The organism is Desulfopila sp. IMCC35006 (assembly GCF_005116645.1).
Lineage (GTDB): Bacteria > Desulfobacterota > Desulfobulbia > Desulfobulbales > Desulfocapsaceae > Desulforhopalus_A.
This window is the reverse complement of record NZ_SWCM01000002.1, coordinates 227230-249004: the sequence shown is the minus strand read 5'-3', so window position 1 is coordinate 249004 and position 21775 is coordinate 227230. Positions and strand designations below refer to the sequence as shown.

The 21775-nt window shown below is 49.6% G+C and carries 17 protein-coding genes and 1 pseudogene; 11 read left to right on the top strand and 7 right to left on the bottom strand.

Going from position 1 to position 21775, the window contains the following annotated elements:
- Positions 1-149: 149 nt before the first annotated feature.
- The 6 genes from FCL47_RS05035 to FCL47_RS05010 all read left to right on the top strand — a co-directional run bounded on the left by FCL47_RS05035 (position 150) and on the right by FCL47_RS05010 (position 5048).
- Positions 150-608 carry a DNA-binding protein gene (locus tag FCL47_RS05035; protein ID WP_136812384.1) on the top strand — a complete coding sequence of 153 codons (459 nt, stop codon included), beginning with the start codon at positions 150-152 and terminating at the stop codon, positions 606-608.
- A 135-nt stretch (positions 609-743) separates the two neighbouring features.
- Entirely contained in the window at positions 744-1775 is a 1032-nt protein-coding gene (locus FCL47_RS05030) for a mechanosensitive ion channel family protein (RefSeq protein WP_136812383.1), read from the top strand.
- A gap of 117 nt (positions 1776-1892) precedes the next feature.
- Positions 1893-2381: a hypothetical protein gene (locus tag FCL47_RS05025; RefSeq protein ID WP_205747230.1), complete on the top strand. Its 489-nt coding sequence runs from the start codon at positions 1893-1895 to the stop codon at positions 2379-2381.
- A 153-nt stretch (positions 2382-2534) separates the two neighbouring features.
- The gene (locus tag FCL47_RS05020) at positions 2535-2987 is read left to right on the top strand and encodes a DUF302 domain-containing protein (protein ID WP_136812382.1); all 453 of its coding nucleotides are present in this window, start codon (positions 2535-2537) and stop codon (positions 2985-2987) included.
- Positions 2988-3211: 224 nt separating this feature from the next.
- A complete protein-coding gene (locus FCL47_RS24750; protein ID WP_205747229.1) occupies positions 3212-4072 on the top strand; it encodes a hypothetical protein in 861 nt (286 codons plus the stop codon).
- Entirely contained in the window at positions 4008-5048 is a 1041-nt protein-coding gene (locus FCL47_RS05010; RefSeq protein ID WP_136812381.1) for a GGDEF domain-containing protein, read from the top strand. Before FCL47_RS24750 ends, FCL47_RS05010 begins: the two co-directional genes overlap by 65 nt.
- A 65-nt stretch (positions 5049-5113) precedes the next feature.
- Here FCL47_RS05010 and FCL47_RS05005 read toward each other — a convergent pair whose 3' ends face one another.
- A complete protein-coding gene (locus FCL47_RS05005) occupies positions 5114-7816 on the bottom strand; it encodes a cation-transporting P-type ATPase (RefSeq protein WP_136812380.1) in 2703 nt (900 codons plus the stop codon).
- A 72-nt stretch (positions 7817-7888) separates the two neighbouring features.
- Positions 7889-9316, bottom strand: a complete 1428-nt coding sequence (gene pyk / locus FCL47_RS05000; RefSeq protein ID WP_136812379.1) for a pyruvate kinase — start codon at positions 9314-9316, stop codon at positions 7889-7891.
- A 769-nt stretch (positions 9317-10085) separates the two neighbouring features.
- Here pyk and FCL47_RS04995 point away from each other — a divergent pair.
- Positions 10086-10625 carry a bifunctional 2-polyprenyl-6-hydroxyphenol methylase/3-demethylubiquinol 3-O-methyltransferase UbiG gene (locus FCL47_RS04995; protein ID WP_136812378.1) on the top strand — a complete coding sequence of 180 codons (540 nt, stop codon included), beginning with the start codon at positions 10086-10088 and terminating at the stop codon, positions 10623-10625.
- Positions 10626-10855: 230 nt separating this feature from the next.
- Here FCL47_RS04995 and FCL47_RS04990 read toward each other — a convergent pair whose 3' ends face one another.
- Positions 10856-12535 carry an LTA synthase family protein gene (locus tag FCL47_RS04990; RefSeq protein WP_167496368.1) on the bottom strand — a complete coding sequence of 560 codons (1680 nt, stop codon included), beginning with the start codon at positions 12533-12535 and terminating at the stop codon, positions 10856-10858.
- Positions 12536-12744: 209 nt separating this feature from the next.
- On the opposite strand from FCL47_RS04990, the gene FCL47_RS25565 reads away from it, so the two are divergent.
- Positions 12745-13011: a DUF533 domain-containing protein gene (locus tag FCL47_RS25565; RefSeq protein ID WP_205747228.1), complete on the top strand. Its 267-nt coding sequence runs from the start codon at positions 12745-12747 to the stop codon at positions 13009-13011.
- On the opposite strand, the pseudogene FCL47_RS04980 reads toward FCL47_RS25565, so the two are convergent.
- The 3 genes and pseudogenes from FCL47_RS04980 to FCL47_RS04970 form a co-directional block, all read right to left on the bottom strand.
- Positions 12951-13386: pseudogene (locus FCL47_RS04980) on the bottom strand (arsenate reductase ArsC). The gene FCL47_RS25565 and the pseudogene FCL47_RS04980 overlap by 61 nt on opposite strands.
- Positions 13387-13494: 108 nt before the next feature.
- Positions 13495-14598 (bottom strand): ACR3 family arsenite efflux transporter, encoded by a 1104-nt coding sequence (gene arsB, locus FCL47_RS04975; protein WP_136812376.1) that lies wholly within the window; start codon positions 14596-14598, stop codon positions 13495-13497.
- A gap of 39 nt (positions 14599-14637) precedes the next feature.
- A complete protein-coding gene (locus FCL47_RS04970; RefSeq protein ID WP_136812375.1) occupies positions 14638-15018 on the bottom strand; it encodes a helix-turn-helix transcriptional regulator in 381 nt (126 codons plus the stop codon).
- Between the two features lie 498 nt (positions 15019-15516).
- On the opposite strand from FCL47_RS04970, the gene FCL47_RS04965 reads away from it, so the two are divergent.
- Positions 15517-17010 carry an alkaline phosphatase gene (locus FCL47_RS04965; RefSeq protein WP_136812623.1) on the top strand — a complete coding sequence of 498 codons (1494 nt, stop codon included), beginning with the start codon at positions 15517-15519 and terminating at the stop codon, positions 17008-17010.
- 78 nt (positions 17011-17088) lie between these two features.
- Positions 17089-18336: a YibE/F family protein gene (locus FCL47_RS04960; protein WP_136812374.1), complete on the top strand. Its 1248-nt coding sequence runs from the start codon at positions 17089-17091 to the stop codon at positions 18334-18336.
- Between the two features lie 348 nt (positions 18337-18684).
- On the opposite strand, the gene FCL47_RS04955 is transcribed toward FCL47_RS04960, so the two are convergent.
- Positions 18685-19947, bottom strand: coding sequence for a putative sulfate/molybdate transporter (locus tag FCL47_RS04955; protein WP_136812373.1), 1263 nt, complete (start codon positions 19945-19947; stop codon positions 18685-18687).
- 423 nt (positions 19948-20370) lie between these two features.
- Between FCL47_RS04955 and nhaD the strand changes: the two genes are divergently transcribed.
- Positions 20371-21663, top strand: a complete 1293-nt coding sequence (gene nhaD, locus FCL47_RS04950; RefSeq protein WP_136812372.1) for a sodium:proton antiporter NhaD — start codon at positions 20371-20373, stop codon at positions 21661-21663.
- Positions 21664-21775 lie beyond the last annotated feature (112 nt).

The window sequence follows — 21775 nt, the reverse complement described above, 5'->3', positions numbered from 1 at the left end:
AGATCTCCGCTTAAGCCTGGCATCGTAGTCGCGCATCAGGCCGCTTGAAACTCTGGTGCAGGGAGAAGGAGAGGGTAAAAGGAACAGATGTGACGGTTGGGCAAGTGAGTATCCGTGTTTTTCTTTAACCTGTACCAAAGGAGGAGCAAATGAAAAATTTGATGATATTACTTGCAGTAATGGCAACAATTGGTCTCTTTTCCGGTGACGGGGCATTGGCGCAGAAAAAAATGATGGGGAAAGGCGGGGGCGGCTGGGGCCCCGGAACAAGCTACGGCAGGCTGTACAACCCGCAAACCGTCGAAACGATCAGGGGAGCAGTCGTATCAGTCAACCAGATCACCCCGATGCAAGGCATGAACGGTGGCGTGCATGTGGTCGTTAAGACAGATAAGGAGACGATTTCCGTGCATCTCGGTCCTGCTTGGTATATTGAAAACCAGGAAGTCCATATTGCGCCCAATGACAAGATCGAAGTCAAAGGCTCACGCATCGATTTTGCGGGCAAACCCGCCATAATCGCTGCAGAAGTGACGATGGCAGACAAGGTTCTGACACTTCGCGATGCGAGCGGGATTCCCGTCTGGAGCGGCTGGAGGCGAAGGTAGCCGCCCTGGGTGATGACCAAAGAGCATCTTCAGGTGACACAGAATTAAAATTGAACTCTGACCCATCAATTTAGCGGCTGGCCCCAATATTGACACCGGTGCCGATAGCAACGAATTCTTCAGGAGTCGACAGATATGCTCGAATCAGCACGCACATTTGTGCCTTTTCTAGGGACAATCATAGCGGTTGGCGGCACGCTCTCGGCAGCGCATTGGTTCATCATAAAGCGACATCAGGATATCGGCAATGAACGAATGTTTCCGCGCCAGCTTATAATGTTCGGGCTCACGGTGCTTGGCCTGCTTGCTGTCGTTCTTTCTATGCCCGTCAGTGAGAGTTCGCGCAATCAATTGATTGGGCTTATTGGCATTGTGATCTCGGGAGTCCTCGCTTTTTCCTCGACAACGATCATTTCCAATCTCATGGCCGGCGTACTGCTTCGAATTACCAAGCCTTTCCGGGTTGGCGATTTTATTCGCATTGGCGATCATTGCGGCCGGATATCGGCGCGGGGGTTGTTTGACACGGAGATTCAAACGGAAACACGGGAGCTTATAGCTCTGCCCAACACGTACTGTATCAGCAATCCCGTGGCAACGATTCGCAGCTCTGGAACCATTATCTCCGCATCGCTTTCTCTGGGGTACGAGATCGATCATACCCGGGTTGAACGCTTGCTCATGGAGGCAGCTCGAACCTGTGGCCTGGATGAACCATTTGTCCATATTCTGGAATTGGGCAACTTTGCGGTTACGTATCGTGTGTCCGGTTTTCTCAAGGATTACAAACGACTGATTTCGGTGCAGTCGAGTCTTTATGCTTGCGTTTTAGATACCCTGCACGGTCAGGGTATTGAAATTATGTCACCTTCCTACATGAACCAGCGCCAACTTCGTGAAGGAACAAACGTTATACCCGCAACGCAAGTCACGTCAGCACCTGACGATCAACAGACCTTTGCAGAAGAAATCGTCTTTGACAAAGCTGAGCAGGCAGAGGAGTTAGAACATCAAAAGAACAAACTTATTCTGGAAATTGGCAGCCTGGAAGATAACTTAAAGGAAATCAAGGATGAAGAACACAAGAAGGTGCAACAGCAGGTCATCGAACAGAGGAAGAAAATTCTTGAGGCACTGCAGCAGTCAACCAATCAGACAGAAACCTGAGCTACAAGAGTAAACCACACTCAGCGGAGGTCTATTCTGCCGGGTTCCTTCTCTAGCCGGGCGCCTGATTGGAGACATTCATTCAGTTCATGAAAAATCAACAAAGGAGGTTAATGTATGTTCACTAAAGCTTTCCTGTTAACCGCTGCACTCTGCACAACAGCTCTCTTCATGCCAATAGCAGCAAGTGCTGATAAAGCAATGGATACGGATGCGTTGAAAGGTAAATATCTCATAGAAATAACTGGATGTAATGATTGTCACACTTCTGGGTATGCACAGAGTGGTGGTTTGGTGCCAGAGGCAAAATGGCTGCTGGGAGATGAACTTGGTTTTCGGGGTCCCTGGGGAACTACCTACCCAAATAATCTGCGTACATATGTCAGTGAAATCTCCGAAGGGGATTGGGTCGATCTTGCCAGGACACTCAAAGCAAGACCACCTATGCCCTGGTGGGCGTTAAATGCGATGACCGATGGGGATTTGCTGGCACTTTATAAATACATCAAAAGTCTTGCCCTCGTTGCAAGCACCGTCCCCGCCTATGTTCCACCGGGAGGGGTGCCAAAAACTCCATACATTCAATGGCCTGTTCCGCCGAAATAAATTTGGCGCAACATTGTAGATAAAAGCAGAATGGTTTTGTGTGCTCCACTTTGTTCTGTGCAGTTTAGAGGACAAAGGGCATTGGCGTGATTACAGGGTATACAGAGGTTTTGCAGATTTTTACACGCCGATAAAAGAGTACAGGAGAAAAAAATGACAAAATTACTTCTCACCGCAGTGTTGGTATTCTGCAGTGTTATCACCGCTGCCGCAGCAGATGGGGTCGTGAATGTCCCAAGTGTTTATAGTGTTAAAGAAACTGCAGATCGAATGGAGAATGTACTGCAGCAAAAGGGAATGACACTAATCAACCGAATAAATCATTCCGAGGGCGCGCGCAAGGCCGGCATCGAACTGCGTGATACCGAATTAATCATCTTCGGCAATCCAAAAGTGGGCAGCCCCCTGATGAAATGCCAGCAGAGCGTTGCTCTGGATTTACCGCAAAAAGCATTAATCTGGCAGGATACCAATGCGAAGGTCTGGATATCCTATAACGACCCAAGATATCTGGAGAAAAGGCATAATATCACCGGTTGTGAAGAGGTTATCGCCAAAATAGAAAAGGCACTGGCTGGCATAGCAAAATCAGCATCAACCCAATAAGGTGCAAAGTTTCTGACAGACGTTAAAGCAGCGCTCCGTTTCATCGTTTTTTACCCGCCAGTTTGTTGATCAATTGAATTTTTCCATCTCAGCACTGCGCCACGAGTGAAGACTGGTCAAAACGCTTCAGCCAATGCAAAAAAAATCGGCTGAATCGTTTTTCCTCGACGGAGCCGCCACCGAGAATCACAACGCTTACGTGCCGTTAGCCAATGGGAGATACGATGCAGTTACGAAAAAGAATTATCTGGTTGTTGGCAATACTGGTTGTTGTAGCGCTCACTATCGGTATAACCGCGGTAAGTATTTTTTACCAGGCCGCATTTCGTGAAAAAAGCAAGAGCCTTTCAGAACTAATAAGCAGTCAGATCAGCCTCATAGAATCTGTTTATCGATTTAATAAACAACACGAGAGTCAATATCCTAACGGTGCTAAAGAGGCTACTCTCAGCCAGCTTGTGGACTCTCATAACCGCTATGAAAAATTCAGTGCTACCGGTGAAATCCTGGTCGCTGAAAAAAGAGATAACAAAATCCATTTTATCTTCGGCCACCTGCAGGATCGTATTATTGCACCAGGCCCGGTTGCGATTAATTTCAGCATGGATACGCCTATGCTGTTAGCCATTTCTGGCCAGTCAGGTACCGTCACCGGCATGGATTATTCCGGGGAGCGGGTTTTGGCGGCTTATGGGTATATGCCGGAGCTTGATTGCGGCATTGTGGCCAAAATAAATATCGCGGAAATCAGATCCCCATTTATTAACGCCATTGCCTTAATCCTGTTGATCGGCATCGTGGCAATTTCACTGGGCATGCTGGTGTTTTTCAAAATATCCAATCCAATTTTAGAAGAAATGGCCAATACAATTGGAAATTTACAAGAGGCGCTATTTGAAGTAAAACTTTTGAGCGGTTTTTTGCCAATATGTGCTTCCTGTAAAAAAATCAGGGATGACCATGGGTACTGGAATCAGATCGAATCGTATATAGAGAGTCATTCTGAGGCGCAATTCAGCCATGGGATCTGCCCTGACTGCGCCGAAAAATTATATCCGGAAATCGACCTTTACAAGAAAGAATGACCCGGGGTACAATCAAAAACCGGAGTTGACGGGAAAAGGACGAACCCGCCTTAAATCGGCTGTGGTTCCGTATTTGATGTTCACTGTAGGCACCGAATGCGAGGTCGCTGCCATGCTCAGTAAAATTGATTCTTTTCTCTCTGCTCAAGGTCCCTTTGCCTTAAAGCTGTATTCATTTCTACTTATAGCCATTGTCGGTGCGCTCGATCTCCTTACCGGATATGAGCTTTCTTTTTCGATCTTTTATCTCCTTCCTGTTGGTGTCGGCTCGTGGTATTCAGGAAAGCGCTTTGGAGCTGTTGTCTGTATCGCTGCAGCCTTTACCTGGCTTATCGTCGATTTCATGGCGGGGAATAACTACAGCAACCCCGTCATAGAATATTGGAACGCCGGCGTTCGTCTCGGCTTTTTTGTTGTCGTGGCACATTTACTCGGCCGCATTCGATCGGTGCTTGAGATTCAGGTATCTCTGGCGCAACTTGATGGGCTTACCGGCATGATGAACGCTCGTACCTTCAGGCAAAGATGTGAATTGCTCTTTAATCTCGCTCATCGTCATCAACACCATTTGACTCTTGGCTACCTAGATCTTGACGGGTTCAAGACCATTAACGACAGTCTTGGTCACAGTGTGGGGGACCAGGTACTGAAAGCCGTAGCAGATACCTTAGTCAAAAGGCTGCGTGTTTCGGACATCGGCGCACGTCTCGGGGGTGACGAATTTGCTATCTTGCTTCCAGAGACGACTCTCATTGGCGCACGCACGTTTTTTGCGGAGCTGCACCAGAGCCTTCTCGATCTCGCTGCTGCCAAACAATGGCCCCTTGGCTGCAGCATCGGCGTTGCCGTCTTCCACCGGTGCGAAACGAACCCTGACGAAGCAATCAGGTTCGCTGATGACTTGATGTACCAGGTGAAGAAATCAGGCAAAAACAGCATGTTGTTCGCCGAGTACGGCAGACAGCAGGGTGGGTGACTCTGCTGTCTGCCAGATGCTTTCGCAGTAATCCTGGTGAGAATCGCCAAGTCTGCAAAAGGGGATCAGCGATGCAGTTTCTTGACCAATTCAATTATTGCGTAAGCGACAAGCCCGGCAAGCAGAATCCGTGTCCATGAGGCAAATCCGATAGCGGTACTCTGAAACAAACGGTGCATAAAGGGGAGATAGGTGTAGCCGAGTTGTATCAGCAGCATGAGGGCGACACCGCCCAAAACCCATACGTTGGTAAAGATGCCCAGCTGAAAGATCGACTTGTGCATGGAACGGCAGTTGAAGAGATAGAACAGTTCCATGACGACAAAGGTATTGACCGCCACCGTCCGTGCTTTTTCCAGGGAAGCGCCTGTTGCCCGTTCCCACTCGAAAAGGCCGAAGGCACCGATCAGCAGCAGGGTCCCCACCAGCAGAATCCTGCTGCTTAATTCGCCGGTAAGAATAGGGGTGTCAGGGTTGCGTGGCGAGCGGTGCATGATGTCGGTTTCTTTTGGCTCAAAGGCCAGCATCAGGCCAAGAAATCCCGCAGTAGTCATGTTAATCCAGAGGATCTGCACCGGCAGGATAGGTAAGGTTATATCAAACAAGATGGCCGTCAGAATAACCAGTCCTTCGCCCAGATTGGTAGGCAGGGTCCAGACGATGAACTTGGTCAGGTTGTCAAACACTCCGCGGCCTTCCTCAACCGCTGCCTCAATGGAGCTGAAGTTGTCATCGGTCAGCACCATGTCGGCGGCCTCTTTGGCCACGTCGGTGCCGGTTATGCCCATGGCTACGCCGATATCCGCCTGTTTCAGCGCCGGCGCATCGTTTACGCCATCGCCGGTCATGGCAACGACATGGCCGTTTGCCTGCAGCGCGCGTACCAGGCGAATTTTCTGCTCGGGGGTGGCTCTGGCAAATACGCATGTCTCTTCGACGGCGTGCAGCAGTTGTTCGTCCGAAAGTTTTTCCAGATCCTGACCGGTGAGCACATTTTTCGATCCGACAGCGTCCATATCACCCGAAAGCAGGCCAATCTTCCTGGCAATGGCAACCGCCGTACGCGGGTGATCTCCCGTGATCATTTTTACCATGATCCCGGCATCCCGGCAGATTTTAACAGCGGCGACTGCCTCCGCTCTCGGCGGGTCTATCATTCCCTGCAACCCGAGAAAGATGAGGCCGTCCTTGAGATCGTCCAGGGTGATTTCGCCGGCATCGCTTGCCAGTTCCTTGCGGGCAAAGGCCAGCACGCGCAGTCCTTTTGCCGTCATGTCGGAGACGACCTCATGAATGGTGTCTCTTTGCAACGGGACAGAATTGCCATCTGCGGTGATTGCCAGCGAACACTTGGCGAGTATCTGCTCGACCGCGCCTTTTATGTAGACAACATTGCCCTTGCCGATCCCGGTATCATGGAGGGTGGCCATAAACTGGTGTCTGGATTCAAACGGAATCGAATCAAGACGGGGCGGGAGTGTTTGTTTTTCTTTTTCCTTGAAGCCGCCTTTGGCAGCTGCCGCGAGCAATGCTCCCTCGGTTGGGTCGCCCTGGACAAGCCAGCAGCCGTCTTTGTCCTGCAAGATGCTGTCGTTGCAGAGAATGCCCGCTTTCAAGCATTCCTTAAGGGCGACGGAGGTGGTTGCGTTTTCCGCTGTGCCGTGTTGGTCAATGCGACCGTCGGGACCATATCCGGCTCCGCTGACCAGGTAAGAATGGCCTCCTGCCAGTATCTGCTGCACGGTCATCTGGTTTTCTGTCAGCGTCCCGGTCTTGTCCGAGCAAATCACCGTGGTGCTGCCCAGGGTTTCAACAGCCGGCAGTTTGCGGATAATCGCCCGGCGGCGAGCCATCCTGGAGACGCCAATGGCCAGGGTAACTGTTACCGCCGCCGGAAGTCCTTCCGGGATTGCACCGACGGCCAGGGCAACGGCGGCCATAAACATGTCAAAAAGGGGCTGGCCACGCCAGAGACCGATCGCCGTAGTTATTGCGGCCAGCACGAGAATGGCATAGAGCAACAGCTGACTGAAATGGGCAATCTTTCGGGTGAGCGGCGTCGCCAGGTCGTGTGCTGATGAGATAAGTCGGGAGATATGGCCCACTTCGGTTTTATCGCCCGTCGCTATAACTATGCCGGTTCCCGTACCGTGGGTGACTATGGTGGACCCATAGGCCATGTTGGTCCGATCGGCGAGAAGCGTTGCATGGCCAAGCGGCTCCATCGTCTTCTCAACGGGCATTGATTCCCCGGTCAGGGCTGATTCATCAACCTGCAGTTCGCGTAGCGCAAGCAGTCGTAAATCGGCGGGAACTTTGTCCCCTGCGCGCAGCAGTACAATATCGCCCGGTACCAGCTCCGCTGACACGATGCGCTGGTTTTCGCCTTGCCGGCGCACAGTCGCCTCAGCAACCATGGTATCTGCCAGGGCGGCGAGGGCATTTTCCGCTTTTGATTCCTGGATAAAACCGATGGTGGCGTTGATCAGCACCACGCCGAAAATAACCCCGGAATCGACCCACTCCTGCAAGCCTGCAGTAATGATGCCTGAGACGATCAGGATATAGATAAGCGGCTGATGAAATTGAAGCAGAAAGCGTATCCAGTCGCTTGTCGTCTGCTTCATGGACAGGGAATTGGGTCCGAAATGCTCGAGGCGCCGTCGTACCTCTTCTCCATCAAGACCATGGTCAGGGTCACTCTCCAGCAGAGCGATAATCTGGTCACCTGACAGCTGATGCCAGTTTTTTTCCGGTGTGATCTTCATTCCTGTATTTTTTTAATGGATGGATTTATATGGCATACAAGGCAATGAGTTGAAGATCTCAGCGAAGAAATATCATTTCTGAAATCGACCGCATTTCTGCCTGAAATTTCCTGCCGAACTGATTTCAATGTAAGAAGCACCCTGCTTGGGTCCGAAACTACCGGCAAGAATGACAATAAGGTCATTATCCTTGAACTGATTTTCCGCAAGGAGCCGGCAGATGGACTGCTGCAGGGGCTGGTTGACGGTCAGATCCATGGGGATGTAATCCGCATACACACCATACGAAAGAGAGAGCTGACGCACTACGCGTCGGTTATATACCTGGGCGTAAATAACATTTGACCCGCGATACGCAGCAAGGGCCAGGATTGATTTGCCCGTGAGGGAATCCGCCACAATCGCTTTGGTCTGCAGGCGAAGCGCTGCTTTAACCGCTGCTTTCGCGAGGTATGCCGCGAGTTTATTACTGCTGCTGTAAGGGATGTCAATATTGTCACGTGTCTTGCCTTCAACTTCCATGGCAATTTTAGCCATGATGCGGACTGCCAGTTCCGGATATTTTCCATTGGCTGTTTCGCCGGACAGCATCAGTGCGTCGGTGTGATCGAGGCAGGCATTGGCTACATCTGACACTTCTGCCCGCGTCGGTCTGGGTGATTCAATCATCGAATGGAGCATCTGGGTTGCGACGATGACGGGCTTTCGATTTTCAATACACACTTTGATTATTTTTTTCTGGATGAGAGGAATGCGTTCCGTGGGGATTTCCACCGCCAGATCGCCCCTGGCAATCATGATTCCATAGGCATGGTCGAGGATTTCTGTTAGATTTTCCACCCCTTCAGCGTTTTCGATCTTGGCTATTATTTTGATGCTCGACTTTTTCTCATCAAGAATGGCCTGCACAGCCAGGACATCTTCCTTGTTTCTGACAAAAGAGTGGGCGATGAAATCCAGGTCCTGCTCGGCGGCAAAGCGAATGAAACCTTTGTCCTTTTCACTCAATGCCGGAAGTTTGACGTGAACGGCTGGAATATTAATGCTTTTTCGTTGATTGATGATTCCATCATTTTCCACATGGCATTTCAGATACTCATCATCTTTGTCAATGACAGCAAGGGCCACATATCCATCGTCAATGAGAATGGAGCTGCCGACCGGAACGTCTTTGACAAAATCGGCATGGGATACACAGATGACATCGTCATGGGATTTTTCATCAGGTGCGCCCTTGATCCGGATGATATCGCCGAATTGCACACGCAGAGCGGTGTCTGTTAAACATGTCCTGATCTCCGGCCCTTTGGTGTCGAGAAGAATCCCAATTTTATCTGATACCGCCCGGGTGCACCTGATTACCTCCAGGGCATCCTCATGACTCATGTGGGCGGTATTGAGTCGAACGACATTCATGCCCGCCGCATACAGGCGTTCAATGAATGGTACCGAACAGTTCTGGTTTGAGATAGTGGCAACAATTTTAGTTTTCCGGCGCATGAATATATCTTCCTGGTATAGTTTGGTGGGGCTGGATTGAAGGGTTTGTTCTACGGTGATCAACATCCTAAACATAGGGAGTGTATTGTTTTTTGTCAGCCTAACTTGATTAGATTTTTTTTACCAGTCTATTGCTGTTGGAAGAAAAGGTGTAACCCTCAGGAGGTGAGGCATCGTCCCCTGTAAAATCGAGATGCTGTCGCAAAGATAACGCAGCGGTAATCATACACTCAATTCCAGTTCGTACGATTGTAATGCAGAACAATATTGACCAATACCGACTGTACGCAGAGCTATGGTCACGTCTGGTGTTTGAATAAGGTCCGCAGACATACGCGACCAAAGTGCACAGCCGACGGAAATATTCGTTGATTCCATTACCAGAGCGAGACTGGGCCAGCCCTAACAGGAAATCGAGCATGTTTTGGGTACGCTGCGGGAGAAAGGCGCAGGCTTTAATGACCATTTGAGGTGCATGTACCTGACATTGCCAGTATAGAAATAATACCGAATATCGATGAGATCGGACAACAGGGTGGTTTCAGGATGGAAACCATCTATGCAACAGGCTGGTGGTAAGAGACAGTCAATTGCAATGCAAAGTATTACCTGTGCAGATCTCATCCATGTAAGCAAGATTGTAATCTTAGAATCTTGCTGTATTGTCTCATATTATCCAGACAGGCAGATGCAGAGCTGCTTCATATACCCTTTACTGTGTGTGCTATTGGGGCTGCAGGCAGTTACCGTTAGAGGATTACTCAGGACTATGGCCGATACAGATCGTGAAAAATGGGATTCGAGATATGTTGCAAACCTTGGAGGCGCAGAGCCGTCCACGATCCTGACTGATTATTGGAATCTTGCGTCCTGTGGCAATGCATTGGATATAGCCTGCGGAAACGGGAGAAACAGTCTCTTCCTGGCTAAAATGGGATTTATGGTCGATGCGGTTGATATATCAACGGTTGCAACAAATTATCTGGCAGGCTCTGACCCGAAGATAAATGTCATCTGCCAGGATATCGATGACTGGACAATTCCCCGGAATCGATATCAACTCATCGTCAACATCCGCTTTTTAGACAGACGTCTGTTTCCCCTGATTAAGGACGGACTGAGGCCTGGAGGTGTGCTGATTTTTGAATCTTTTATTGATAAGAAAAAAAATGAATATTGTCTGAAACAAAATGAGCTGCTTCACGCCTTTCAGTCACTCCACATCGTGTACTATGAAGAAAAAAAATCAGACTGTTCTGAGAAATTTGATGAAACCGTCGCTCTTGTTGCCATTAAAAAGGGGTTATAAGCCGGAGCCGCCGAAAAATCCGTCCACGGATAAACCCACCTATAGGCCAAACATCCTTTAACAGCATCCTGCTTTTTCCTCATGGATTTCCGATGAGAGAGGAGTTTTCGCTTTCACTTCGGTCAGTTCAGGAAATGAAACCGTTCGTTTACGACCTGCCTTGCGTACACCCCAATCAAGGCACTTCACTTGATCGGCCAGCGCCGCACTCGGAAGGCAGCCTGTCAGGTTCATTCGATGGCATGGGCCATTAGGCGCAGATACTTTTCGTGACGCATCTTATTGTTGTCAGTCAAAACACTCCCCTCGTCAAAGTTGCAGGCATTTGCATGGCAGTACATCCCTGCACTGAGATAGTCAAGAATCACTTGCGGGATTTCGTAATGGTGAATAGTCGGCAGAGAGGTAACCACGCCATTTTCTATTATAATAAGCCTGTTGAGGTAGATGCTGTTCCGCTTGTTGTCGAGGTAGCCAAGTTTATGATAGGTAGTTATGCCCTCCAATGGCGGCAGATGGTCGGAAACAATTATGATCAGGCTGTCACGGTCAATCGCCAGTAACTCATCCAAGTAGTTGGCAATTGCTTCTGATCTATAAAAAAACTGATTTGCCACACGTTCCAGTTGTCGGTCATTCAAGTTGTCAATAAGCTTAATGATCTGTGGTCGTTTCTTCTTGTTGAGCACATGCGGGGAGTGCCCGTACATGGTCAGTAAATAGTTGAACAACGGTCGTCCAGGGTTGTGGCGGAGATGATCTTTGATAAAATTCAGGTTCTGGGAGAAAAGTACGCTGTCGAACATATAAATTTCTCCGGTGGTGTCACCCGTTGAAAGGTAGGTCTGTCTGTTTGGGGAAAATTCGATGGGAAAATATTCTTCAGCAAAGCCCATTCCCTTATAGGCGTTTACAGCATTGAAAAATGAAGGTTCATAGGCGTTGGAGGCAGTTGTTCGGTACCCAGCATGACCTAAAATATCCGGGAGACAGTGGGCAGCGCTGCCGCTGAATGAATTAAATTCAACACCAGAAAGTTCCTGGAAGGCTGGAACGCCGCAGAGAACTTCGAATTCGGCCTGAGAGGTCTTGCCCCCAAAGATCGGTGAGACTGAGAACCCTCCGGCATTACCGATCAGCGCGCTGTATTTGGGGTGAAGAGGATTGGTCGAAAATCTGGCTTTCGTAAACAATGATGGGTCGATCAGGCTTTCCATGACTATGACATGGACATTCTTTTTCCGGCCATGCTCCATGAGCCAGAACGATTGTTTTTGGGCATCCTCATCGTAGGTGACACGGTCATGGTACGAGGAGGTTTTCTCCAGGGAAATACGCCGTTGCGCCTCTCGATAGAGCAGCATGGAGAAGCGTCCGTTCGTCTCCACAGGACGGACATCTGACCAGTTGATTAATTCTTTACTCGCCAGTTCAAAAGTACGGGAAAATTGCTGAGGCCAAAATTCAACCCACGCCAATACGACAGCAACAGGCACTATTCCATGAATGGCGAGAGGAATTCGGCGCTTGTCAAGACACCTGATAAAAGCCAGAAAAAACGCCGCGCCAATGCCAACCAGCACTATCTGGTATTTGAGAGTCATAACCTGCATCAATTCTCCGACCTCGGCCAGTTCGGCAACCCGGAAAATCTTGCCCAGCAGCAGGTAAAATATGTCCTGCCCGATGTAGGCCAACAGGATTGGTATGGCGGCCAGCAATGCTGTCCATCGACCGGGACGCAGAATTGAATTCAGGTACCAGTACAGATAGAGGAGAATGGGTATCTCCAGATACTGACCAGTAAATCTCCAGCCACCACGAATCCCGCCCTGAGATTGGACCAGCAGCGAATAAATAAGGGCAGACAGTAAAAAAGCCGTGTAACGGTTACATACCAGACGAATCATCGTCGCACATCCTTTCAATGCCATTGAGACGGTTCTTTTTTTGAAATTAAGAGCAGAATGCTGGAGCGTCTGTGAAAACTGCTGGAGAAGAAATAAGCAAGCGTGTCAAGAACTTCTTTCTGTACTATAAATTCCGCATTTTAACCACCACTTCCCTTAACTTACTAGCAAAAAAGATATAATGGTCGGCTGGTGGATTTGCAGGAGGTTTGGCTGGTAAGCTTGCCAGCAGCATGCTGACCAGCAAGAAAGGACGAAAGCCGGGTAGTAAAGCGCTCAAATTGGGCGGAGTTGCTGCAGTAGGTGCACCTGCTTACACTGCATACCAGCGCTATAACAACAAGGGTGCCACGTCGCCCCTGCCTGTCACTGCATCTGCCACCGGTTTCCTGCCGGAAGACCGGTGCAAGATGCGTCAAAGTGAATCGGGCAGTGCGGCGACAAAATCACGGATTTCATCTCGAACTCTCCGGTAGGGGATGAGCTTTTCTTCTTCATTTTTCGCCTCCGAGGCACATTGCGGCGGATCGTCAAACCCATGGTGGACAGTCTTCCCCGGAAAATAGGGGCAGTTTTCGTTCGCATGACCGCAAAGTGTAATAATCCAGTCAAATTCACGAACCGGCAGTTCGTCAACAGTCTTCGATTTCTGTGACGAAATATCCACCCCGGCCTCTGCCATTGCCTTGACCGCCAGTGGGTTTAAGCCATGCTTTTCTATCCCGGCGGAATAGGCCGTCAATTTCCTTTTTTTTCAGCGTTCTGGCCCATCCTTCCGCCATCTGGCTGCGGCAGGAATTCCCGGTACATAAAAACAGAATTTTAATTGTATTTGCGTTTGTCGAACCCATGATGTTCAGTCTCCTCATCTCTTTAGTAAAACGCAGAGTTGCTGACGACAACAGCATCCGCCTCTCTGCATGGGGGCCAGACAGCTGTATTTTTTTGTTTCTCTTGGGTCACTGGCTTTCAGTTTGCTCCCTGGTGTGTACATGACAAACCCTGGTGAGGGTTTTCTTTACATATGGGAAGTACCTCTTTTTAAAACGAAGTGCGACATTGACAAGCGCGATGAGAACCGGCACCTCAACCAGAGGTCCGATCACCGCGGCAAATGCTTCTCCGGAGTTGATGCCAAAAACCGCAATTGCGACGGCGATAGCCAGTTCAAAATTATTGGACGCAGCCGTAAAACTCAGTGTTACGGTTTGTTCGTAGGTAGCTCCAACCCGCATTGAGAGAAAGAAGGACACCAAAAACATCACCAGAAAATAAATAGTCAAGGGGAGGGCAATCCGCAGCACGTCGAAGGGGAGCTGGACTATGTATTCGCCTTTTAAAGAAAACATTACCAGGATGGTGAAAAGCAGGAAAATGAGGGTCAGCGGACTGATCTTCGGGATAAAAACATTCTCGTACCAGTCTTTGCCCTTACTCCTTATGCCTATGAACCGGGTAATCATGCCCCCGAAAAACGGGATGCCGAGATAGATAAAGACCGATTTGGCGATATCCGCAATGGAGACGTCGACCACTGCTCCTGTCAGTCCAAACCATCCGGGAACTATGGTGATAAAAATCCAGGCGTAAAGGGAGAAAAAGATTACCTGAAAAATCGAATTGAAAGCAACCAGGCCGGCGCAGTATTCAGAGTCCCCGTCAGCGAGTTCATTCCAGACTATGACCATGGCGATGCACCGGGCGAGGCCGATCAGAATGAGACCGACCATGTACTCATGATGGCCGGATAAAAAGGTGATTGCCAGAAGAAACATCAGGATCGGACCTATCACCCAGTTCTGCACCAACGACAATGAAAGTACTTTGACATTGGTGAAAACCTGCCCGAGTTCTTCATATTTGACCTTGGCGAGTGGTGGGTACATCATCATGATCAAGCCAATGGCAATCGGGATATTGGTCGTGCCAACCTGGAACGAATTGATAATACTCTGTACTGGTGGATAGCTGTATCCGACTGTCACACCGACAAACATTGCCAGAAAAATCCACAGGGTCAGAAAACGATCAAGGAACGAGAGTTTTTTTGGTGCAGTTTTCATAGGGATAATATGATCGTAAAGATGATTAGTGAATGACGGTTACTTACATGCTTCTTTGTTTTTTTGAGCAAGGTGCGTTTCCAGTGCCAGGTGATCTTCCTGTAATGGCGGCAGGGAGGACAGGTAACTGACGACGCAGGAACGAATCGCCTCGTTTTGCGGTTCGATGCGCAATCTGTAATACATCCATTTTCCACCACGTCGTGAGTTGACCCATCCTGCGTTACGCAGATAGGCTAAATGTCTGGATGCGGTTGATTGCGGCAGCTTCAGAACGTCCATGATATCACAGACACAAAGCTCTCCGTGGCGCAGCAGGCTCAGAATCCGTAGTCGGTTTTCATCTCCGAGGGCTTTGAATATCTGCACCGGGTAGTCCAGGCTGTTCGTGTCGGGGCTGTTAGTCTGCAGGTTTTTCATTGGGTTGTCTCTTGGCAGATGTTGTTCATTGCAGGGTGCACGCTGGTCAAACGTACGCCAACACATGTGCATATGCGGATTCGTTGGTAACCAAAGATAACACCTTTTCGGAAGGAAGCAAGCCAATTTTCAGGCACAGCTTTCCGGATGAACCGACAGAGGCCCGAACTGCAAACGAAGGCCTAACCGTTTTTTATCCTTTTACTAAACTGAAACCAATATATCAGTCGTTTATTACTGTCGAGCATGACATGGGATGAAACTCATGCGTCCAGCGCAATATGAGGGAGCACAATTCCTTCAATTCAAGAAATATTTAAGACTTGGGCAATGGTTTTTCTAACAAAAAAAATCAACATAGAGGAGGTGAAATCAATTTCCAGGCACAAGTTTGCGGGAGCTTGGCACGCTTACAATTAAGTGAGATCAGTTAGAGAATAAAGAGAGTCGATGGTATCAAATGTTTAAAATATTACATGGAGGGAAACAGTAATGAAAATGCGGAGAAACAGATTGATCTTGGTGGCAGCTGGTGCAATGCTGCTGTCTGCCACAGCAACACTCGCCTCTGAACCAAAATACGTGTTTTTTTTCCTGGGCGATGGTATGGCAAACGCCCAGATCCAGGCCACTGAAGCTTACCTGACCACCCTTAACGGTGGCTCAGCTTCCCTGGCCACCGATCTTTTGCAGCCTGAGAACCGCCTGAATATGTCCAAGCTGCCAGTCCAGGGCATGCAGACCACTTATGACGCGTTTTCGCTGATGACCGATTCGGCGTCCTCGGCCACGGCATTCTCCTGTGGCATCAAAACCAAAAGCGGCGTCATCAATATGGACCCCGGAGGGACCGTTGGCTACAAAAGCATCGCCCAGCTCGCCCATGAGCGGGGTATGAAAGTTGGCGTTATCAGCAGCGTTTCCCTTGATCATGCGACCCCGGCAGCTTATTACGCAAACGTTCAGAGTCGCAATCAGTATGGCGATATTGACGAGCAGCTGGCAGCAAGCGGATATGAGTTTTTCGGCGGTGGCGGTCTGAAAGTATTAAGCGCAGAGGCGGTTGGCGAGAAAGGGTACACTGTGCTGAATGATCGCGAATCGATTATGGCTCTCAAGGATGCTCCTCGGGATAAAGTTATCTGTATCAATCCCTGGTTGCAGGATTCCGCCGCGATGCCGTATGCGATCGACAGACCGGACACCAACCTTTCGTTGGCGGAGATGACAGGGGTTGCTATTTCAGTACTCAAGGACGACAAACAGGGTAAAGGCTGGAAGCACGGCAGAAATTGGCAAAAGCATGATAAGGATGACGGCTTTTTCTTGATGGTCGAAGGTGGCAAAATCGATTGGGCTTGCCACGCCAACGATGCCATGGCGGCCATCGGCGACATGCTGGATTTTGACGATGCAGTTGGCGTTGCTCTGGCATTCTATCAGAAACACCCCCATGAAACGCTGATTGTCGTTACCGGTGACCACGAAACCGGCGGTATGACCATCGGTCATGCGACTACCCAGTACAGCGCCCATTACGATAAGCTCCTTGGCCAGCAGAATAGTTTTACCTATTTCGACCAGAAAGTTCTGCCTACCTTGGCTTGCAAGAATACCTTTGAATCGGATGTGGATTTTCAGGCTCTGGTCAAGAGTATGTTTGGTCTCGACTTCAATTCCCTCAACGATTATCAAAAGGAAAAATTGAACGACGCCTATGCCAAATCTCTGTGCGGAGGGAACGACAACAGCGAATCGGAAAACACCTTTTTGTACGGCTCCTATACCCCCATCACGGTGACGCTCACGCACATCCTGAATGAGAACGCCAGTATCGGCTGGACCTCCTATTCGCACACCGGTGTGCCGGTGCCGGTCTATTCCATCGGCCAGGACGCGGAACTTTTCGGCGGGTTTTTCGACAATACCGATATCGCAAAAAAGATGGCCAAAGCCATGAACATCCGCCAGGCCCTCCCGGTTATCAGGTAACAGGCAGGAAGGTGCAGTCAATTGGAACGGCGTCTCTGGCCAGAGACGCCGCTTTTTTCAGTAACCAGGGGTGTTGAGATGTCTCTACCGAAACGTGAATGGCTTTTTCTGCTGATTATTGCACTCATCTCTGTTGGCCTGTCTTTTTTGGATCTGGCGCATATTCCACAGGCTCCCAGCGGGGTGCACTGCCGAGGTCTGATCGTCGCAGTGGACAACAGCCAGGTGCGGGTCAATCTGATTGTCAAGACGGAAGAGCAGGTTTTGACGGTACAGTTGCTGAACGGGCCTCACAAAGATCAGAAAATGTCCGTTACCAACATGCTCACCGGGAAAATGGAGTTTGACGAATTCTACCAAACCGGTGAAGAACTGCTGGTGGAGTATGGGGTCGATAAGGATGGAAAGCCGCAAAACGGTCTGGCGAGAGGGCATTATCGGCTGCGTTTGCAGATCGTGCTTATCGCGCTTTTCGGCGGTTTGCTTCTGCTGGTCGCCGGAGTTACCGGGGTAAAAGCAATGTTCTCATTTATTTTCGTGGCCATGGTCCTGTGGAAATTGTATTTTCCTCTGTTGCTGCTAGGCTATCCGCCGCTTCTTACCGGTCTCACCGTGGTCGCACTGCTTACTGCGGTGATCACTTTTACCGTGGGCGGGGTAAATCATCGTGGATTGGCAACTTTTGCGGGATCCATGATGGGGATTTTACTTACCTGCGCTCTCGCCGTCTGGTTCACCGGCCTTTTCCGACTGCACGGAGCAATACGACCTTTTGCTGAGACCCTGCTCTATTCAGGCCACTATGATTTGAATCTGACGAACATCTTTATTGCCAGCGTGTTCATCGGCTCTTCCGGTGCCGTTATGGATCTGGCCATGGATATTGCGGCCAGCATGGACGAATTGCAGCGCAAACATCCGGATATTGGTCTGCTGGAACATATCTGCTCCGGCCTGCGCGTCGGTCGCGCGGTCACCGGCACCATGACGACAACCCTGCTTTTAGCCTATTCGAGTAGTCATATTGCCATGTTTCTGCTCTTTATTGCCAAAGGTCTCCCTGCGGTAAATATCCTGAATGCTCCCTTTGTGGCCGCAGAAGTGCTGAACATCCTGGTGGGGAGTTTCGGGCTGGTTACCGTGGCCCCCTTCACCGCATTGGTGGCAGGATTTCTTTATCGATTCGGCAATCATCAGGGTATCAACAATGCGCATCCTCGTTACGTCGGCAATCAGCTTCGGCAAAAGATGTTTCCGCTTCCCGTCGCGCTGTGGCGAGCAAAGCTGGGGACAATCTCAGGTTTGGTACGGGTAGTAAAGAAATAGACGAGTGACAGAAGGGGAAGAGTCAGGAGGTAAGCGAGTGTCCGATAGCCGCGCTTGTTGCTCGATTTTGCTGGCTTTCAACACCTCCATGAAAATGACCAAAAGGAGTCTGCGACCAGTTTATTCGCCGCTTATGCTGATTGTGGAAAAATGGACCGATTCTGTTGATCAAAAAAAAATACCCCCCGCATGGCGAAAAATTATTGCTCACACACGGGAAAAACAAAGCTGGAGAGTCTAAAAAAATGCAGCATGTTGCACGTCGTCGTTTTGCAATCTGCTGAGCCCCCCGGAAATGTGCCCGAACCATATAAAGTCTCTGGGGGAAAGGACACGGTTTTCCCCGGGTTAAATCTTGATCTTCATCTTTCTGATAAAGAGATCAGTCCCGATGCCAATTGCAAAGGCCCATGCCATATTGGGTACGGCCAGGGCGATGCCGGCAATGAGCAGGGCGATGAAATACTCCTCATTGGTCTTAAGACTTCTTAAAAGCGGACAAAGCTCGAGGCCGGCAAAGACCAGAAGCACGCCAAGGATGGACTTGGGGATGATGGCCAGCAGGGTAAAGCCAAGTTCGCCGAGCAGCAGGGCGATAACAACAAAAAAAATGCCAATCATGATTGGTGCACCGCCGGTCCTGGCGCCAAACCTGAAATGTGCCGCCAGCCCGCCTGTGCCATGACACATGGGCACCGCCCCCAGAAAACCAGCCGGAAGATTGATGACGCCCATTGAAAAGGCAAATTTTCCGGCCTTGGTTTTTGCAAGTTGTGGGTTGCCGCTAAAAAGGTTGCTGCAGGTGTCTGCCGTGCCAACGCAGGCATTGCCAATGGTGAGTGGAATCTGCGGCAGGATCAGCATTATCAGGGCGGTCCAATAATCTTTCATACCGGGGATGACCAGATGCATTTCTGTGGGACCGAGAGAAAGGGAATGTCCGGTTAAACCGCCTAAGGCGATTCCAGATACGATGCCGATCACGAGTGCAGCCAAGGCCGCAGGAAAGCGTTTGTTGTCAAGCAGCAGCAGGACGAGGGCAAAAACCAGAATGCCGATGATCAGGTTAACGGGATATTCGGCCAATCTGCCCGGTGTCCCGGACATAAAAATATTTTTATCGATAATGAGTTCGATGCCTTTTTTCAGGAATATGAGCCCCAGCGTCAGTTGTATACCCCGGACAACGGCCTGGGAAAAAAGCTTGGCAATCTGGTCAATCATCCCGGACAGTGACAGGAGCAGGAGGAAGATGCCAAAAATGATGCCCGAAGCACCAATTACCGATTCGGTAATAACCGCTGGATACGCGATAGCTATGGCTCCGACCGCTTTCAGGGGTTGTACCGGTATCGGCAGGCGATAGTAATAGCCGGCTGCCAGGTAAAAGAGGCCAAATGCTAAGAAAACCGAGGAAGGACTTAATTTGTTGATGAAAATCATGGCAACAACAATAGGCAGCAATGTGCCTAAGTCACCGAAGGCCCCAGCCAGTTCCACCCGGTCGAACCGAAGGCGTCGTCCGTCAGCGGATGCTTTGTCGGCTTCCTGCAGTTGAGGGGAGTCTGGTCCATGGGTGGGATCCATTTCGTCGTTGGCCCTTTTTGTCATCAGTGCACCTCACTATTTCTTTGAAAGAAACTGTACCCTTTCTTTATAATGCGCAACTACTGACACGACAATATAAATATTCGTGTCAGTAGCTGATTTCTCAGCACTAAGGGGAAAGCGCGCGGTAACGGACGTGGTCGCAACGTGCCTGAACCTTGCATTTTTCAATATACCCTCTTGTCCGACCTTTCAATTTTCAATCCTCAAAGTGTGGTGATATCCTCAATGTCTTTTGATATCAGGGAGATATAAAGTGGCATAAGATTTGCTCAACGGGATATGTCGGTTGGTTCGCCGCTGTTGACAGCGTAGCTGATACACAAACTTCTTTTTCGAAAGAAGATACCGTCAACAGCGAAGAAATTGGGAATTTTTTGGAGGATTACGCCAAAAATTCAACTCTATGATTTGAAAGGAGCAGACATGCTTACTACCCTGGTCATTATTTTTGTCGTCGCCTATGCGTCAATTGCCCTTGAACATCCGCTCAGGGTCAATAAATCAGCCTCAGCGCTTATTGCTGCCGGACTGCTGTGGACAGTTTACGCCTTAATGGGCGGGGATCATCATCTCGTCTCGGAAAATCTCAATGAATCGGTGGCATCCACGGCCCAGATTGTATTTTTTCTCATGGGCGCGATGACTATCGTTGAAGTTGTCGATGCCCACAACGGCTTTTATGTCATCACCTCCCGTATCAAAACAAAAAAACTTACGACTCTGCTCTGGCTGGTCGGCTTTGTCAGTTTTTTCCTCAGTTCGATTCTGGATAATCTGACCACCACCATCGTCATGATTTCGCTCATGAAGAAACTGATTGATCGGCATGATGATCGTTTGTTTTTTGCCGGCATAATCGTTATTGCCGCGAATGCCGGTGGGGCCTGGACGCCGATCGGCGATGTGACAACGACCATGCTGTGGATCGGCGGTCAGATTACCACCCTGAATATCATGCAGGGAGTGTTCCTGCCGTCAATCGCCTGTCTGGTCGTCCCCTTAACCCTGATGGCCTTTGTCCTGCGCGGCAAGGTGGTCGTTGAGCCGAAGAACAACGGTAACGGCCGAAAAATCCAGACGACCCTGTTTGAACAAAATTTCATGTTTTTTATGGGCATCGGTACCCTTGTTGCTGTACCCGTTTTCAAGTCTGTTACGCATTTACCGCCTTTTCTGGGAATACTTTTCGGCCTGGGCATTCTTTGGCTGGTAGGTGAGATACTGCATCGCAATAAACTCGATGAATTCAAGGAGCATCTCACCCTGGTTGCAGCATTAAAGCGCATCGATATGAGCTGCATCGTCTTCTTCGTCGGTATCCTGCTGGCGGTTGCCACCCTGGAGCACAGCCATATTCTCGCTTCTCTGGCACAGTGGCTTAATCATACCGTCGGCCGTATGGATGTCATTGTCACCCTCATTGGTCTCGCCAGCGCGGTTGTCGACAACGTCCCCTTGGTCGCCGCTTCCATGGGCATGTATGATATGCAGACCTACCCCGCCGACAGTTTCCTCTGGGAGTTCATGGCCTACTGTGCCGGAACCGGGGGGTCCATCCTTATCATCGGCTCAGCGGCGGGGGTTGCCGCCATGGGGCTGGAAAAGATCCATTTTATCTGGTATGCCCGGAAAATCGGTGGCTTGGCGGCATTGGGGTATTTTAGTGGCATTGTTGTATATATTCTGCAGTACAAGCTGCTGCACGCAGTTGGTTGAAAAACAAGCCGTAAATACAAAAGAGGTTAGTGAAACGTATTGACTGATGCAGGGAATGAGTAGAGTAGAAAAAATAAATATGCTAAGCTCAATAGCAGCATGAGGTATTCTG